This window comes from Sulfitobacter sediminis, assembly GCF_040811725.1.
Lineage (GTDB): Bacteria > Pseudomonadota > Alphaproteobacteria > Rhodobacterales > Rhodobacteraceae > Sulfitobacter > Sulfitobacter sediminis.
Window position 1 is genome coordinate 166,435 of the sequence record NZ_JBFNXX010000002.1, and the last position, 16,309, is coordinate 182,743.

The window sequence follows — 16,309 nt, forward strand, 5'->3', positions numbered from 1 at the left end:
CATGGAAGTCGTTGTCCTTTTTGCCATGGTGATCGGCCTGATGCTGATCGGGGTGCCGATCGCGGTGGCCCTTGGCATGTCCTCCATCATGTTCCTGCTGGTGCTGTCGGATACCTCGATGGCCTCCATCGCGCAGACGCTGTTCCAGGCGATGGCAGGGCATTACACGCTCCTGGCCATTCCCTTCTTCATCCTCGCTTCGTCCTTCATGTCGACGGGCGGCGTGGCGCGGCGGATCATCCGGTTTTCCATCGCGCTGGTGGGGCATCTGCCGGGCGGTCTGGCGATTGCGGGGGTCTTTGCCTGCATGCTCTTCGCCGCGCTCAGCGGCTCCTCGCCCGCAACGGTGGTTGCGATTGGCTCCATCGTGATCGTGGGGATGCGCGAGGTGGGCTACACCAAGGATTTCGCCGCCGGGGTCATCGCCGTGGCGGGTACGCTCGGCATTCTCATTCCGCCCTCCATCGTGATGGTGGTCTATGCCTCAGCAACGGACGTCTCCGTGGGACGGATGTTCCTTGCCGGTGTCATTCCCGGCCTCCTCGCGGGGCTGATGCTGATGGTGACGATCTACATCATCGCGCGGGTGCGCAACCTGCCCAAGGGGGAGTGGCTCGGCTGGGGCGAGGTGCTGACCTCAGGGCGCGAGGCGGGCTGGGGGCTTTTCCTGATCGTCATCATCCTCGGTGGCATCTACGGCGGCATCTTCACGCCGACCGAGGCGGCCGCCGTCGCGGCGGTCTATGCCTTCTTCATCGCGTCCTTCGTCTACCGCGACATGGGGCCGCTGCATGTGGACGGCGAGGGGCGCAACCTGTCGCTGATCCAGAAGCCGATGTCGCTGATCACCGTGTTCTTTCACCGCGACACCAAGAACACGCTGTTCGAGGCGGGCAAGCTGACGATCACGCTGATGTTCATCATCGCCAACGCGCTGATTCTCAAGCACGTGCTGACCGACGAGCAGATCCCGCAGCAGATCTCCGCAGCGATGCTCGACGCGGGTTTCGGGCCGGTGATGTTCCTTGTGATCGTGAACGTGATCCTGCTGATCGGCGGGCAATTCATGGAACCCTCGGGGCTGCTGGTGATCGTCGCACCGCTGGTCTTTCCCATCGCCATCGAGCTGGGGATCGACCCCATTCACCTTGGCATCATCATGGTGGTGAACATGGAAATCGGGATGATCACGCCGCCTGTGGGTCTGAACCTTTTCGTGACCTCGGGTGTCGCCAACATGCCGATGATGAACGTGGTCCGCGCGGCCCTTCCGTTCCTTGCGGTGCTCTTCCTCTTCCTGATCATGGTGACCTATATCCCGATCCTCAGCACATGGCTGCCGACGCTGATGATGGGGCCGGAGATCATCACTAAGTAACAAGAGGCTGGCCGATGTCGCGATAGCTGCGACGGCGGTGCAGGAGTTGTATTGGAAAGATGAAGCGAGGGGGCGCGCCCGGGGTGGCGCGCCTTTCGCCTTTTCGCGGGTTAGCTGTTCGCGAGGGCCGCGATGATGGGGAGGAAGTCCCCGGCCTTGAGGGAGGCACCGCCGACGAGCGCGCCATCGACGTTGTCGACCTCGAAGATCGCGGCGGCATTGTCCGGTTTCACCGATCCGCCGTAAAGCAGCGAGACGGCAGCGCCGACATCGGGCCCGTATCGGTTTTCAAGTTCCGCCCGGATGAAATCATGCACCTCGGCGATCTGCGCGACGCTCGGCACCTTGCCGGTGCCGATGGCCCAGATCGGTTCGTAGGCGACAACGGTATTCTCTGCCGAGATCGTCTCGGGGAGCGACGCCGCGAGCTGCGCGCCGATCACGTGAAGCGTCTCGCCCGTCTCGCGCTGGGACAGGCTTTCGCCGATGCAGACGATGGGGCAAAGGCCCGCGGCCTGCGCCGCTTCGGCCTTGGCGCGGACGGCCGCGTCGGTCTCGCCATGATCTTCGCGCCGTTCCGAATGGCCGACGATGACAAAGCTGGCACCGGTATCGGCGATCATCGGCGCCGAGATGTCGCCGGTATGGGCGCCTGATGGCGCCGTATGGCAGTCCTGCGCCCCGATTGCGATGCCGCTTGCGCGGTCCACGGCCGGGATCAGAAGCGGCGCGGGGGGGCAGACGATCACCAGGGGCGGGGTGGCGGGCAGGCCTGCGGCCAGGGCGTCCAACTCGGTGAGGGCCGGGGCGGTGCCGTTCATCTTCCAGTTGCCGGCGGCGATCTTCTGGCGCATGGGCTCTCCTCTTTGCGGTATCGGCAAGGTGGTAGCATCCGGCCCCGGCCAAGGCAACGCGCGGGCTTCCGCCGGAGGGCCGCGCAGGGTAGACATGAGAGGCATCACGGAGGGAGCGCCCATGATTCCGCGCATCGATCTTGAGGCCCTGAGCGCAGGCAGGCCGGAGGCGCGCGCCGCGATGGCCGAAGCGGCGACGGAAATCGGCTTTGCCACCGTTCACAATACAGCCCTGTCCGCAGACCGGGTGTCGGAGGTGATCGAGACCTACCGCGCCCTTTTCAAGCTGCCCGAAGACAGGAAGGCCGCCTATGACATGGCGCGGACCGGATCGAACCGGGGATGGGGCGCGCCGGGGTCCGAGCAGGTGGACCCGGATGCCAACCCCGACTACAAGCAGGTCTTCGACTGCGGGCTCACGCTGCCCGAAGGTGATCCGAGGCTTTCCAATCCCTTTTTCGCCCCGAACCTCTGGCCCGAGGAGCCTGCGGATTTCGAGCGGGTGATCCGCGCCTATTACACCGACGCCTGCGCGGTTGCGATGGAAGTGCTGCGCGGCGTGGCGGCTTCTGTCGATATTCCTGCGGATGTCTTCGAAGGGGCCTTCGATGCGCCGATGGCGCTTTTAGGGGGTAATTTCTATCCGTCGCGTCCCGCCTGGGCCGGGGCGAAGGACTTCGGGATTGCCACCCATACCGACTATGGCTGCCTGACGCTGCTGGCGACGGACGGCTCGCCGGGGCTGGAGGTGCGCAAGCGGGGCGGGGGCTGGATACCGGTGAGCGCGCCGCCGGGGGAATTCGTGATCAATTTCGGCGAGATGATGGAGATGTGGTCGGACGGGGTGATCCGCGCGACGCCCCACCGGGTTCAGGGGGGCATGAGCGAGCGCATCTCGGTGCCGCTGTTCTTCAACCCGGCCCATGAGACCAATGTTGCACCCGCCGGATCGGAAAAGGTCATCCTCGCGGGCGATCACCTTTCGGCGCGCTACAACGAGACCTACCTGCACCTGAAGAAGGCCTAGAGCGCCGCGAGCGCCTCGCGCGCCAGTTGCGCGGCCTTGTCCGGATCGTCCAGCGCATCCTGCGGCACTGTCCAGTAGGGCATGGCCGAGGCTTTGCCGTCCTTGCGAACATAGGTCCAGCGGTAGCACCCCATGGCGGCCAGCCTGTCGGCGAACGGGCCCTCCTGCGCCTTGATCAGCAGCACGCCGTCGGAGCGCATGATTGCAAAGATCACGCCTTGGGAGTAGATGCCCATGCCGCCGAACATCTTGCGGGCACTCAGATCTGGCAGATCAGAAAACAATTCGCGGGCGAAGGCCGTGTCCGCCGCGCCGAGGGTCATTTGGCGAAGAGCGCGTCGTCGAACTTGATCGATTCACCGCAGCCGCAGGCCTCGGTCACGTTGGGGTTGTTGAACCTGAAGCCCGATTCCAGCAGCGTGGTTTCGTAGTCGATCTCGGTGCCGAAGAGGAACATCTGCGCCATCGGCGCGATGATCACGCGCGCGCCGTCCTGTTCGACGACCTCGTCGTTGGTGTCGGCCTCGTCCACGTATTGCATGGTGTATTCCATGCCCGCGCAGCCGCCTTTCTTGACGCCGATGCGCAGGCCGGCGTGGCCCTTGGCGTCCATCAACTTGACGATCTGCGCCACGGCGCGGGGCGTCATGGTCACGGCCTGTTTTCCGGGGATCGCGAACATCGGAAGTCTCCTTTGGCCTCAAGATAAGTAGGTGCCGCGCTTTTCTCAACTGCTCCGACACACGCGCGACGAACGAGATTTGTTTCGCGCGCGAAACATTTGTCTTAACAAGGGCTTAACGGGCGAAGATCGCCTTACATGAAGCCCAGTTCCAGCCGCGCCTCGTCCGACATCATGTCCATGCCCCAGGGCGGCTCCCAGACAAGCTGAACATCCACCTGTTTCACGCCGGGCAGCGGTTCGACGGCATCGGCGACCCAGCCCGGCATCTCGCCCGCGACGGGGCAGCCGGGGGCGGTCAGCGACATCTTGATGTTGACCGCGTTGTCGTCCGAGATGTCGATCGTGTAGATCAGGCCCAATTCGTAGATATTCACCGGGATTTCAGGGTCATAGACCGTGCGGCAGGCATCGACGACCTGCTCGTAGAGGGGGTGATCCGTGGAGGACGGCGCAATCAGCGGCGTGCCTTCCATGGGTGGGGACTGATCTGTCATCGGGGCCTCACGTCTTTTCCGACTGTTTATATAGGATAAGGGGCATCGGGGGTAAAGGGGCGGCCGTCGCGCGGTGACGCGCGCCGATGACGCAGGCGGCGACCGTTTGCGGTGGAGATCGGCGCGTGGAAGCGCCTAGAGCGATGTCACCAGCGCGCGAAATTTCTCGAGCGTGAGCGGCTTCGGCAAGTAGTCGCGAACCATCACGTAGCATTACGCGCGCGCCCTGTCCCGGGGGTTCAGCGACGTTGTGAGAAAGACCACCGGCGTCGCGGCGAAGGGCGCGCCGAATTCGGCAAGCGCGGTTTCCAGCAACTCGAAACCGTCCATGCGCGGCATGTTGATGTCCAAGAGGATCAGTTCGGCGGGCAGGGCGCCGGGGCTGCGGAAATGGTTCAGCGCCCGCTCGGCCATGGCAAAGCAGAGCACCTCGTCCACGAGGCCGGAGCGGTCGATCATGCGTTGGTGCAGACGGTTCTCGAGGATACCGTCGTCGATCAGGACAACGCGCTCAAGCCGCTTGGGCGACATGCAGGGCCTCCTGGTCGAAGACGACGCGCATCTCGGTGCCCGAGCCCGGCACGGAGTTCAGCTCGATCCGGCCGCCGTGCATCACCGCGATCCGGCGGCACAGCGACAGCCCCAGGCCGGTCCCCTCGAACAGGGTGTGATGATGCAAACGCTTGAACAGGCTGAACACACGCTCGTGGTGCACCGGGTCGATCCCGATGCCGTTGTCCCTGACCAAGATCGTCGCCCGTGAGCCGTCCAGTCGCGCGCTGATCTCGACCCTGCAGGGGCGATTCTTGTGGCGGAACTTGATCGCGTTGCCGATCAGGTTGTGAAACAGGACCGAAAGCATGGCCGGATGGCCGCGGACCGTCACCAGTGGCCCGGCGACGATCTCCGCTTCGGCGGCCTCGATCTCGGGTGCGAGGTCGGCCAGGGTATCCGCCACGATCCGGGCGGTATCGCAGGCCTGCGGCGCGGCCGCCTCGTCGCTGAGAAGGCGCGCGCAGCTCAGGACGTCGTCCACCAGCATGCGCATCCGCGCAAGGATGCGCTGTGCTTCTTCCGCGTCCTTGCGTTCCTCCGGCGACAGCCGCTCGGCGCAATCCTCCATGAAGTTCTCAAGCCAGAGGGAGAGCGTATTGGCGGGCGACTTCAGGTCATGCGACGCGGCATAGGCGAATTCGCGCAGTTCGAGGTTCGCCGCCTCCAACTGCTCGATCTTGATGTTCAGCAGCCGCTCCGTCGCCTGCATCGCTTCTTCGCTCACCCGGTGCTGGGAAATCTCGGCGTCCCTGTCCGAGATGGCCTGCATCAGCTCCTGCTGTGCCGGTGTCCGCAGAGCGTTTGGCAGCTGGCGCCAGAGGGCCAGCGCGGCCAGTGCGGAGACGATTCCCGTGATGAGCTTGATCAGCCCCTCGAACCCGAAAAGGGGCAGGAACATTGCCAGAAGGCCGATCAGGTGCGTGACGCCGCTTGCGGTGATGAAGATGACGACAAGCATCACTGTCCAGTGCAGCCGACCGTCCGGTCGGTGCCGCAGGAAGAGGAGGATCGCGGCGGAAATGGCAAAGCAGGAAAGGGCGATCAGCAGATCGGCCGCGATATGGGAATAGAGCACCGGCAGGGTCGAGGCGATGGCGTCGTCCTGCGGGGAAAGCCCGCCGTCCGGAAAAAGATTATCGCCCAGCCAACCCATGCGCCCGGTCCTCCTGCGCGTCTGTTGCGCGCGGCGGATGATGCGTCTGCAAGATTGATGAAGGGTTAATGGCCCCGGTCAGCCCGCCTTGCGGCGCCGCACCGGCTGCGGTTTCACGCGCGCCTCGATCTCATCGTAGAGCTTGCCGACGATGTCCTTGCCGGTGGCCGCCTCGATGCCTTCGAAACCGGGGGAGGAGTTGACCTCGAGCACCTTGGGTCCGCTGTCGGAGCGCAAGAGATCGACGCCTGCCATGCCGAGGCCGAAGGCCCGTGCGGCACGGACGGCCGTGTCGCGTTCGGCCTTGGAGATGCGCACCACCTTTGCCGATCCGCCCCGGTGCAGATTGGAGCGGAAATCGCCCTCCGCCCCGGTGCGCTTCATCGAGGCCACGACCTTGCCCGCGATCACGAGGCAGCGAATGTCCTCGCCCGCCGCTTCCTTGACGAAGTCCTGCACGAGGAAATTCGCCTTGAGGCCCCGGAAGGCGTCGATCACGGATTCGGCGGCTTTCTTGGTTTCGGCCAGCACGACGCCCTTGCCCTGGGTCGATTCGAGCAGTTTCACGATCAGCGGTGCGGTGCCCACAAGCGCCATGAGGTTCGAGGTGTCCTTGGGCGAGGCGGCAAAGGCGGTGGTCGGCATGCCGATGCGCTTGGAGGCGAGCACCTGGTGGGCGTGCAGCTTGTCGCGGCTGGCCGTGATGCCCGCGGAGCCGTTCACGCAATAGGTGCCGATGGTTTCGAACTGGCGGATCACCGCGGTGCCGTAGGGCGTAATCGATGCGCCGATGCGCGGGATAACCGCGTCGTAGCGGGGCAGGCGCTTGCCGTCGTAGTGCACCTCCGGGGCCATGGCGTTGATCGCCATGTAACAACGGGTTGTGTCGATGACTTCAACCGTGTGGCCGCGCGCCTCGCCGACTTCGACGAGACGGCGGGTGGAGTAATTGTCCTCGCGGCTCAGGACCGCGATGCGGAGCGCGCGCTTGGGGGCGACGCGGCGCACGCGGGCGTCGTGGTAGAAGTCGTAGCTGAGTTCGGGCTGCAGGCGGCGTTCGGTGGCGGAGATTGTGATGTGATCGGCGAGCGCCTGACGGCCCAGCAGCATGCGGCTGGCCATGCCCGCGCGGTTGGTCAGTGTGACCTCGATCGGCCAGCTTTGCCCGGCGACCGCGAGCGTGGTTTCGATCACGTAGCGCTGTTCGCTCTCGCCGTTGGAGGAGGTGACTTCGCGGCGGTCCCTGATCGGGGCGGAGCAAGTGATCGCGATATCCTCGCGACCGGGGATGGGGTGCACGTTGAAGCGCACCTTGGGCTTGGCGGTCGAGCCGAAGGTCTCGATGTCGTGGGCATGCAGCGCCGAGGTGCGCGCGCCGGTATCGACCTTGGCCCGGATCGCGGGCAGGCCCAGATCGGGCAGGGCGATCCATTCTTCCCAGCCGAATGTCAGTTCATCCATGCGCTCTACCTCTTGGTTGGAAGAGATGGCCTAGCAGGGCGGCAAGGCAAGCTCAACAGGCCACGTGACGGCATCTTGCGGGACGAAGGCCAGTGGGTGTTTGCAGGGCTTGACGTTGGCGTTGGGGCCGGGGGCCGTTGTAGCGTGAAGTCTCGGATTCCGGGTCGTTCCCGGCAGGTTTGCTGGCGGGAAGAGGCACGATATCAGTGCCTTATCCATCGCGATTGCATCTTGCGCCTCACTGCATTACGCCCGGTGCAAATCGGCAAAGGATGCCCCGGATGGCCCGCATCACCTTCGAGAAGACCGCGCAGGACGGCAAGGCACGCACGGGCGTCATCCGCACGCCGCGCGGGGACATCCGCACGCCCGCCTTCATGCCCGTAGGCACCGCCGCCACCGTCAAGGCGATGCTGCCCGAAAGCGTGGCAGCCACCGGCGCGGATGTGCTTTTGGGCAATACCTATCACCTGATGCTGCGCCCCACCGCCGAGCGGGTGGACCGTCTGGGCGGGCTGCACCGGTTCATGAACTGGGAAAAGCCGATCCTGACCGACTCGGGTGGTTTCCAGGTGATGAGCCTTGCCGCGCTGCGCAAGCTCACTGAGAGGGGGGTGACCTTCAAGAGCCATATCGACGGGTCGAAACACGAGATCACGCCGGAGCGGTCGATGGAGATACAGCGGCTGCTGGGCTCTGACATCGTGATGTGTTTCGACGAATGTCCCGCCTTGCCCGCGGACCGCGACCGGATCGCGGAGAGCATGGAATTGTCGATGAGGTGGGCGAAGCGGTCGAAGGAGGCATTCGGCGACCGGCCGGGACATGCGCTTTTCGGCATCCAGCAGGGTGGGCTGGAGGAGGATTTGCGACAGGCCAGCGCGGAGGCTCTGCGCGAGATCGGCTTTGATGGCTATGCGGTGGGCGGGCTGGCCGTGGGCGAGGGGCAGGAGGCGATGTTCGACTGTCTCGATTATGCGCCGGATCAGCTGCCGCAGGACAAGCCGCGTTACCTGATGGGCGTGGGCAAACCCGACGATATCGTGGGGGCCGTGGCGCGGGGGATCGACATGATGGACTGCGTGCTGCCCTCACGCTCGGGCCGGACGGGGCAGGTGTTCACGCGACACGGTGTGCTCAACATCAAGAACGCGCGGCACATGGACGATCCGAGGCCGTTGGATGAAGCGTGTCGTTGCCCAGCCTGCCGGAGCTACAGCCGCGCCTATCTGCACCATGTGTTCCGGAGCCAGGAGATCATCAGCGCGATGCTGCTGACCTGGCATAACCTGCAGTATTATCAGGATATCATGGCGGGCATGCGCGCGGCCATCACCGGGGGGCGTTTCGCGGCATGGCAGGCGGAGTTCCACGCGGGACGGGCGCAGGGGGATATCGAGCCGCTGTAATGCTCGTGTGACGGGGGTGGCGCGCGTGCTGCGCACGACGCCCCACCCGCCGTCCCGTATCCCAAGCTTCTGGCTCACCAAAACCAGCGGGTCAGGCGAACTGGCCGACCTTGCGCCGGTAGCGCCCGGTCTGGGACCAGTCGGCGCGGCCCATGTGACGGGCGCGCAGGTGATCGGCCTGGTCGCCCAGATGGTCGTCGAACCACATCGCCAGCGCCTGCCGGTGCAGCATCAGGTTGCGGCGGGTCAGGAAGGTCACCGTGCTGCCGCCGCCCTCGCGCGGTGTGATCCGCACCTCGTAGATGCCCTCGACCAGGCTGCGGTTCTTCGGATCGACTTCGCCCACGTGGTGGTAGCGGGCTATGTGCGGCGCCTCTTTTTCGAGGAACGTCATGGTCTGGTGCTCGTAGCAGGAGCCGCCGTGGGTATATTGCGCCTGAAGGGTATCGGCATCCTCCGGGTCGGGCTCGAGCCTATAGAGCAGGCTGTCCCAATGGCCCTCGACCGGGGCCTCGCACGGGACCAGCTCTGCCCAGAGCTCCTCGGGTGCCTTCGGCGAGACGAAGCTGCGCGTGGCATCGTAGTCCACCCAGAGGCGGAAGCGGTCCAGCGCCTCGCCGTAGACCAGCGAGAAGATCGCGATTGTCAGGAACAGCGGCATGAAGCCACCGAAATAGGGGATGTCGTAGACCGAAGGTGCCAGAATGCCGAGCACCGCGTTGACGAAGAAGATCAGCGCAAAAAGCTCGATCATGCTGCGCCAGTTGGGCATGAGCAGGATGATCAGGATGCCTGTCAACAAGACCCCGAGCGCCACCAGAAGCGAGGTCAGCCCGACCGCGGTCAGCATGATCCAGGTGGGATAGGGCCCGATGATCTCGGCACCACCGAAATCCAGTGCCATGAGGATCAGTGCCATGGTCACGAAAAAGGTACCGAAAAGAAGCCTGCGGCGCTGGCGGTAGATCAGTCTGAACATCGCAATCCTCTGGGTTGTGCGCTGGCCTGTCTGAGCGGGGATTCTGGCGCCAATATGGTCCCGGCGCGCCGATTCTGAGCAAATCCGCCGCGGCACCCCCAAACGACTGCCCTCACTGCTGCCCCTGCGCCGGTTTTCGCGGCGGTAGGGACATTTTCATTCAAAGCGCGGCAAGAGTCCGGTTGCCTCTCGCGCTGCGTCAAGCGATGATGCCGCCCGAACCCGTAAAAGGGATTGAAACAGGCGGGGATGGTGCACATATCAGCCCCTGAACAGGAGACGCCGTTGGTTGCCGCATGAGGGACCGGAGACGTCTTGCTAATACAAGGATAAGAGCATGTTAGAACCTCTGAACGCGTCCTACCCGGTCCTGCCGCTGCGCGACATCGTGGTCTTCCCCCACATGATCGTGCCGCTGTTCGTCGGACGCGCCAAGTCTGTCCGCGCCCTCGAAGAGGTGATGGCGGACGACAAGCAGATACTGCTGTCCAGCCAGATCGACCCCGGTGAGGACGAACCCTCGACCGACGGTATCTTCAAGGCCGGGGTGCTGGCCAACGTGCTGCAGCTGCTGAAACTGCCCGATGGCACGGTCAAGGTTCTGGTCGAAGGCCAGGCGCGGGTGCGCATCACCGAGTACCTGGAAAACGAGAATTTCTTCGAGGCCCGCGCCGAGTATCTGACCGAGATGCCGGGCGATGCCGCCACGACCAAGGCGCTGCTGCGGTCGGTCGCGGATGAATTCGAGCGTTACGCAAAGGTCAAGAAAAACGTCCCCGACGAGGCGCTGACAGCCGTCAGCGAAACCACCGAGCCCGCGCGGCTTGCCGACCTTGTGGCCGGTCACCTTGGCATCGAGGTCGACCAGAAGCAGGACCTGCTGGAGACGCTCAGCGTGAGCGAGCGGCTGGAGAAGGTCTATGGCCTGATGCAGGGCGAGTTGTCTGTCCTGCAGGTCGAGAAGAAGATCAAGACGCGCGTGAAGTCCCAGATGGAGCGGACCCAGCGCGAGTATTATCTCAACGAACAGATGAAGGCGATCCAGCAGGAGCTGGGCGACGGCGAGGACGGGAAGAACGAGGTTGCCGAGCTTGAAGCCAAGATCGCCGAGACCAAGCTCAGCAAGGAAGCCAAGGAAAAGGCCGAGGCGGAGCTGAAGAAGCTCAAGAACATGAGCCCGATGTCCGCCGAGGCGACCGTCGTGCGCAACTATCTCGACTGGATGCTGTCGATCCCGTGGGGCAAGAAATCCCGCGTGAAGAAGGACCTGGGCAAGGCCCAGCAGATCCTCGACGACGATCATTACGGTCTGGAAAAAGTCAAGGAGCGCATCGTCGAATACCTTGCCGTGCAGCAGCGGTCCTCCAAGCTGAAGGGCCCGATCATGTGCCTTGTCGGTCCGCCGGGTGTCGGTAAGACATCGCTCGGCAAATCCGTGGCCAAGGCGACGGGGCGCGAGTTCATCCGCATCTCGCTGGGTGGCGTGCGCGACGAGAGCGAAATTCGGGGCCACCGCCGGACCTACATCGGCTCCATGCCCGGCAAGATCATCCAGGCGCTGAAGAAGGCCAAGACCACGAACCCGCTCATCCTGCTCGACGAGATCGACAAGATGGGGCAGGACTTCCGTGGCGACCCGGCGTCGGCCATGCTGGAAGTGCTGGATCCGGAACAGAACTCGACCTTCGTGGACCACTATCTCGAAGTGGAATACGACCTGTCGAACGTGATGTTCCTGACCACCTCGAACAGCTACAACATGCCCGGGCCGCTTCTGGACCGGATGGAGATCATTCCGCTGTCGGGCTACACCGAGGACGAGAAGCTCGAGATCGCCAAGCAGCACCTGGTGCCCAAGCAGATCAAGAACCACGGCCTGAAGAAGAAGGAATTCGAGATCGAGGATTCCGCGCTTCTGGGCATGATCCGCTACTACACGCGCGAGGCGGGTGTGCGGAACCTTGAGCGCGAGATCGCCAAGGTGGCGCGCAAATCGCTGACCAAGATCGTCAAGAAAGAGGTCGAGCACGTCACCGTGACCGAGGACAACCTCGATGACTTCCTGGGTGTGCGCAAGCATCGCTACGGCCTGGCCGAGAAGGAGGATCAGATCGGTGTCGTGACCGGGCTGGCCTATACCTCGGTCGGTGGCGAGTTGTTGCAGATCGAAGCGCTGCGCCTGCCGGGCAAGGGCCGGATGAAGACGACGGGTAAGCTGGGCGATGTGATGAAGGAATCCATCGACGCGGCAAGCTCTTACGTGCGGTCCATCAGCCCCAAGATCGGTATCAAGCCGCCGAAGTTCGACACGCTGGACATCCACGTGCACGTGCCCGATGGCGCGACGCCCAAGGACGGGCCGTCTGCCGGTCTGGCGATGGTGACATCCATCGTGTCGGTGCTGACGCAGATCCCCGTCCGCAAGGACATCGCCATGACGGGCGAGGTCAGCTTGCGGGGTAATGCGATGCCCATCGGCGGGCTCAAGGAGAAGCTGCTGGCGGCATTGCGCGGTGGCATCACCACGGTGCTGATCCCGCAGGAGAACGAGAAGGACCTGCCGGACATCCCGGACAACGTGAAAGAGGGGCTGACCATCATCCCGGTCAATCACGTCTCCGAGGTGCTGGAACACGCGCTGGTCAGCAAACCCGAGGCCATCGAGTGGGATCAGGAGGCCGAGGACGCAGCTGCCGCCGCGGCGCTGGCCGAAAAGTCGGCCGGGACGGACGCGACGACCACGCATTAAGCCGCGACGACCGGTTTGAGAAACAGGAGCGCCCCGCATCATGCGGGGCGCTTTCTGTTTGCAGGGACGTGCTCGATTGCGCGAAAGCAGGCGTCCAAATGTACGTCTCACCGTCGCAGAACGACCGGGCCGGTACCTATGCGCAACATGCGTTGGCGAACAAGAACACCACATTTTGTAGCAAATTTCGCCCTTCCAACAAGCAAAGCTAGATATTTTGGCCATTTGCCGCTACGCTGAAAACAGGCAAGAAACTACAACAAGTGAGAACAGTGTGAGCACCACGACCACGAAGGCGCGCAAGTCAACTGCGGCCACGAAAACCGCGAAGGCATCGAAAACCTCCACGAAACCAACCGTTTCACCCGCATCCAAGGCCGCCGTGGCTGCAAAGACACCGGCTTCCGCGCCCACCGTCGTTGAGGCCCCACAGGCCGTGATCATGGGTCCGGTGATGCGCAAGAAGGAATTGGTGGAAGAGGTCGTCACACGCTCTGGCAAGAAGAAGAAAGACGTCAAGCCGGTCGTGGAGATGATGCTCAGCGTGCTGGGTGAGGCGATCGCCGACAATCGCGAGCTGAACCTGCAGCCTTTCGGCAAGCTGAAGGTGCGCAAGGAAAAGAAATTGTCGAACGGCAGGATCATCGTCACCAAGATTCGCCAGAACGAGCCGGTCGCTGCTGCCGACGGGCCGAAGAAAGCGGAAAGCGGCACGTAACGGCGTTTCTTTGGCTAAAGAATGTGACGCCGGTCTTGCACAGTCTGGCGCAAGACGCTAATTCCCCATCCAACGGGTGATTAGCTCAGTGGTAGAGCGCTTCGTTCACATCGAAGATGTCAGGAGTTCAAATCTCTTATCACCCACCACTTTCCTCTGTTTCCATGTTGCCAGAGCGCTCCGCGTCTTGATGGCCTGACCGACGCCCGTCCGCTGCGCGGCCAATCTGGGTCAGGCGTTCAAATCTCTTATCACTCACCATTCTCTTTTTTGGTGCAGCACTCTTTTGATGCATGAGGCCGAAAGGCTGAGTGCCGCTTCGTCTCAGGGCAGACGCCGCACTTGCAAAGATTGAAGACAGCCGCTTCATAATCCGGACTTTTGGAGATATCCCGACCGAAACGGGACGAAGGGCGGCAAGGTGTCTGACTATCCGAAAATCTGGTTCCTGCGCCACGGCCAGACCGAATGGAACAGGGAATATCGCCTGCAGGGTCAGCTTGATTCCCCGCTTACCGCGCAGGGCCTCGCCGACGCGCGGCGTCAGGCGCGGTTGATGCACGCGGTTCTGGCCGATACCCCCGCGCTTTTCGCCTCCCCGCTGGGCCGCGCGCGGCAGACGGCGGATATCGCGCTGCATGGCAGGGCCTATCGAACCGATCCGCGCCTCATGGAAATCCACGCCGGCGGCTGGCAGGGCCGCACCCGCGCTGACATTCTGGCCGAACGGCCCGATCTTGTCGCAAGCGGGGCTACGCCGCTCGACATCTACGAAGCGGCCGAAGGGGGTGAGGGGATTGTTGCCTTTCACGCGCGCATTCGCAGTTTCCTGCGCGATCTGGACGGGCCCAGTGTGCTGGTGGCGCACGGCCTTCTGGGGCAGGTTCTGCGCGCCGAGGTGCGCGGTATCCCCATTCCCGAAGCGGGCGCGCTGTCGAACCGGCAGGGCTGTGTTTACCTGCTGGAAAACGGCACGGAGACGGTGCTGGAGGCACCAGAGTGAACAGCTTTCCTCCGGTGTATGTCCTGCGCCATGGCGAGACGGAGTGGAACCTGACGGGCCGTCTGCAGGGGCGCTTCGATTCCGCGCTGACCCCCGAAGGGATCGTGCAATCCCGGATGCAGCGCGACATCCTGCGCAGGCACGAGCTTGCGGGATTTGCCGCGATCAGCAGCCCGCAGGGCCGTGCGCTGGAGACGGCGCGGATCGCGCTGGAGGGCGTCATCGACCCGATTGCCACCGACCCGGCGCTGAGCGAGATCGGGCTGGGCGACTGGGCGGGGGAGGATCGGGCCGCGCTGATCGCCCGCACCGGCGCGTGCGACGGCTTTGCGCTTTATGAACTGGCACCGGGAGGTGAAGGCTTTGCGGCGTTGCGCAGCCGCTGCGAGCGGTTCCTGCGCGGGCTCGAAGGACCGTCCGTGCTGATCACCCACGGCATCACATCCCGCATGATCCGCCTGATCCTGACCGGCCGTCCGACGGCAGAGCTGCGCCGGATCGACGGCGGGCAGGGGGTGGTTTTCCGCGTTGCGGGTGGCCGTCAGGAGCGGCTGACAATAGGGGGTTGAAGCGGGGGGCACGCTTGGGCTAAGACACCGCACGGCGGGTCGTTAGCTCAGTTGGTAGAGCGCTTCGTTTACACCGAAGATGTCGGGAGTTCGAGCCTCTCACGACCCACCATAGCTTTCCTGTCAGGCCAGATAGATGAGACGCTTCTGAGCGGCTGGCCCGACCAACGTGCTTCAGTTATGCGCACAAAAGTAGCCATGATGCACCTGCTCTGCGCAATCATGCACATATCCCCTCGTTGCACCGGGGAGCGAACGACATACGTTGAGGGCATCCACAGCAAAGGAGCCGCGACATGAGTTGGAACCCCGCCCTCGATCCCGATTGTCCGATCGGTGACGCCGTCGACGCCATCGAAACCGTGATCGTGCCCCGCGCGCGTGACCTCGGCGGCTTCGAGGTGCGCCGTGCGCTGCCTGCGCCCAAGCGCCAGATGGTCGGCCCTTTCATCTTTTTCGACCAGATGGGCCCGGCGGAGTTCCTGACGGGCAAGGGGATCGACGTGCGGCCGCATCCGCATATCGGGCTGGCGACGGTCACGTACCTCTACAAGGGCAAGATCCACCACCGGGACAGTCTGGGCACCGATCAGTGGATCGAACCGGGGGCGGTGAACTGGATGGTCGCGGGCCATGGCATCACCCATTCGGAACGGGCGGACGGGGATTACGTCAAGCAGCCGCATAGTCTGTTCGGTCTGCAGACCTGGGTCGCGCTGCCGCAGAAATACGAGGACGAAGGGGCGGCATTTGAACATGCGCCCAAGGAGACGCTGCCGATGCTGGAGGGCGAGGGGAAGCAGGTGCGCCTGATCCTTGGCACCGCCTACGGCGAGGAAGCACCGGTCAAAGTGTTCTCCGAGACCTTCTATGCCGATGCGCTGCTGGAGGCCGGGGCGTCGATCCCGATGCCGGACGATCACGAGGACCGGGGGCTTTATGTCGTCTCGGGCTCGGTCACCGTTGCGGGGCAGGATTTCGAGGCCGGGCAGATGCTGGTCTTTCGGCCCGGTGACCGGATTTCGGCAAGGGCAGGAGAAGAAGGCGCGCGGATCATGCTGCTGGGCGGTGCCACCATGGACGGGCCGCGCCATATCTGGTGGAATTTCGTGGCTTCCAGCAAGGAGCGGATTGACGCGGCCAAGGAAGCCTGGCGCGCGGGCGACTGGGCGCACGGGCGCTTCAAGCTGCCGCCGGGGGATGACCAGGAATTCATTCCGGCGCCTGCGCGGTGAGGAGCAAAATTTTCTGGCTCATTGTCAGGTTTGCGTCTTG

16 protein-coding genes and 2 tRNA genes are annotated in these 16,309 nt (G+C 63.8%); 10 read left to right on the top strand and 8 right to left on the bottom strand.

What is annotated here, in order from left to right; all coding sequences use genetic code 11:
* The first annotated feature begins 1 nt into the window (after position 1).
* On the top strand, positions 2-1,378 hold the full coding sequence (locus AB2B41_RS03365) for a TRAP transporter large permease (protein WP_367876332.1): 1,377 nt from the start codon (positions 2-4) through the stop codon (positions 1,376-1,378).
* 110 nt (positions 1,379-1,488) lie between these two features.
* On the opposite strand, the gene tpiA is transcribed toward AB2B41_RS03365, so the two are convergent.
* Positions 1,489-2,232 carry a triose-phosphate isomerase gene (gene tpiA / locus AB2B41_RS03370; protein WP_367876333.1) on the bottom strand — a complete coding sequence of 248 codons (744 nt, stop codon included), beginning with the start codon at positions 2,230-2,232 and terminating at the stop codon, positions 1,489-1,491.
* 121 nt (positions 2,233-2,353) lie between these two features.
* Here tpiA and AB2B41_RS03375 point away from each other — a divergent pair, with 121 nt between their 5' ends.
* A complete protein-coding gene (locus AB2B41_RS03375; protein ID WP_367876334.1) occupies positions 2,354-3,259 on the top strand; it encodes an isopenicillin N synthase family dioxygenase in 906 nt (301 codons plus the stop codon).
* On the opposite strand, the gene AB2B41_RS03380 is transcribed toward AB2B41_RS03375, so the two are convergent.
* The 6 genes from AB2B41_RS03380 to rimK all read right to left on the bottom strand — a co-directional run bounded on the left by AB2B41_RS03380 (position 3,256) and on the right by rimK (position 7,607).
* The gene (locus tag AB2B41_RS03380; RefSeq protein WP_367876335.1) at positions 3,256-3,582 is read right to left on the bottom strand and encodes a TfoX/Sxy family protein; all 327 of its coding nucleotides are present in this window, start codon (positions 3,580-3,582) and stop codon (positions 3,256-3,258) included. The two genes, AB2B41_RS03375 and AB2B41_RS03380, sit on opposite strands and share 4 nt — an antisense overlap.
* Complete coding sequence (locus AB2B41_RS03385) at positions 3,579-3,941, bottom strand: HesB/IscA family protein (protein ID WP_367876336.1); 363 nt, start codon at positions 3,939-3,941, stop codon at positions 3,579-3,581. Before AB2B41_RS03385 ends, AB2B41_RS03380 begins: the two co-directional genes overlap by 4 nt.
* A 134-nt stretch (positions 3,942-4,075) precedes the next feature.
* Positions 4,076-4,438: an SUF system Fe-S cluster assembly protein gene (locus AB2B41_RS03390; RefSeq protein ID WP_367876337.1), complete on the bottom strand. Its 363-nt coding sequence runs from the start codon at positions 4,436-4,438 to the stop codon at positions 4,076-4,078.
* A 213-nt stretch (positions 4,439-4,651) separates the two neighbouring features.
* The gene (locus AB2B41_RS03395; protein ID WP_367876338.1) at positions 4,652-4,969 is read right to left on the bottom strand and encodes a response regulator; all 318 of its coding nucleotides are present in this window, start codon (positions 4,967-4,969) and stop codon (positions 4,652-4,654) included.
* Entirely contained in the window at positions 4,950-6,146 is a 1,197-nt protein-coding gene (locus AB2B41_RS03400; protein ID WP_367876339.1) for a sensor histidine kinase, read from the bottom strand. The genes AB2B41_RS03395 and AB2B41_RS03400 overlap by 20 nt, the downstream gene beginning before the upstream one ends.
* A 78-nt stretch (positions 6,147-6,224) precedes the next feature.
* On the bottom strand, positions 6,225-7,607 hold the full coding sequence (rimK, locus tag AB2B41_RS03405; protein WP_367876340.1) for a 30S ribosomal protein S6--L-glutamate ligase: 1,383 nt from the start codon (positions 7,605-7,607) through the stop codon (positions 6,225-6,227).
* Positions 7,608-7,888: 281 nt separating this feature from the next.
* Here rimK and tgt point away from each other — a divergent pair, with 281 nt between their 5' ends.
* Positions 7,889-9,016, top strand: coding sequence for a tRNA guanosine(34) transglycosylase Tgt (gene tgt / locus AB2B41_RS03410; RefSeq protein ID WP_367876341.1), 1,128 nt, complete (start codon positions 7,889-7,891; stop codon positions 9,014-9,016).
* A 91-nt stretch (positions 9,017-9,107) separates the two neighbouring features.
* Here the strand turns inward: tgt and AB2B41_RS03415 are convergent, their stop codons facing one another.
* Positions 9,108-9,995, bottom strand: coding sequence for a hypothetical protein (locus AB2B41_RS03415; protein WP_367876342.1), 888 nt, complete (start codon positions 9,993-9,995; stop codon positions 9,108-9,110).
* 337 nt (positions 9,996-10,332) lie between these two features.
* On the opposite strand from AB2B41_RS03415, the gene lon reads away from it, so the two are divergent.
* The 7 genes from lon (at position 10,333) to AB2B41_RS03450 (ending at position 16,269) form a co-directional block, all read left to right on the top strand.
* Positions 10,333-12,744: an endopeptidase La gene (lon, locus tag AB2B41_RS03420; protein WP_367876343.1), complete on the top strand. Its 2,412-nt coding sequence runs from the start codon at positions 10,333-10,335 to the stop codon at positions 12,742-12,744.
* Positions 12,745-13,018: 274 nt separating this feature from the next.
* Positions 13,019-13,462 carry an HU family DNA-binding protein gene (locus AB2B41_RS03425; protein ID WP_367876344.1) on the top strand — a complete coding sequence of 148 codons (444 nt, stop codon included), beginning with the start codon at positions 13,019-13,021 and terminating at the stop codon, positions 13,460-13,462.
* A 74-nt stretch (positions 13,463-13,536) separates the two neighbouring features.
* Positions 13,537-13,611: transfer RNA gene (locus AB2B41_RS03430), tRNA-Val, on the top strand.
* Positions 13,612-13,883: 272 nt separating this feature from the next.
* Positions 13,884-14,465: a histidine phosphatase family protein gene (locus AB2B41_RS03435; RefSeq protein ID WP_367876345.1), complete on the top strand. Its 582-nt coding sequence runs from the start codon at positions 13,884-13,886 to the stop codon at positions 14,463-14,465.
* The gene (locus AB2B41_RS03440) at positions 14,462-15,034 is read left to right on the top strand and encodes a histidine phosphatase family protein (protein WP_367876346.1); all 573 of its coding nucleotides are present in this window, start codon (positions 14,462-14,464) and stop codon (positions 15,032-15,034) included. Before AB2B41_RS03435 ends, AB2B41_RS03440 begins: the two co-directional genes overlap by 4 nt.
* Before the next feature lie 36 nt (positions 15,035-15,070).
* A tRNA-Val gene (locus AB2B41_RS03445) sits at positions 15,071-15,146 on the top strand.
* 184 nt (positions 15,147-15,330) lie between these two features.
* A complete protein-coding gene (locus AB2B41_RS03450) occupies positions 15,331-16,269 on the top strand; it encodes a pirin family protein (protein ID WP_367876347.1) in 939 nt (312 codons plus the stop codon).
* Positions 16,270-16,309: the final 40 nt, after the last annotated feature.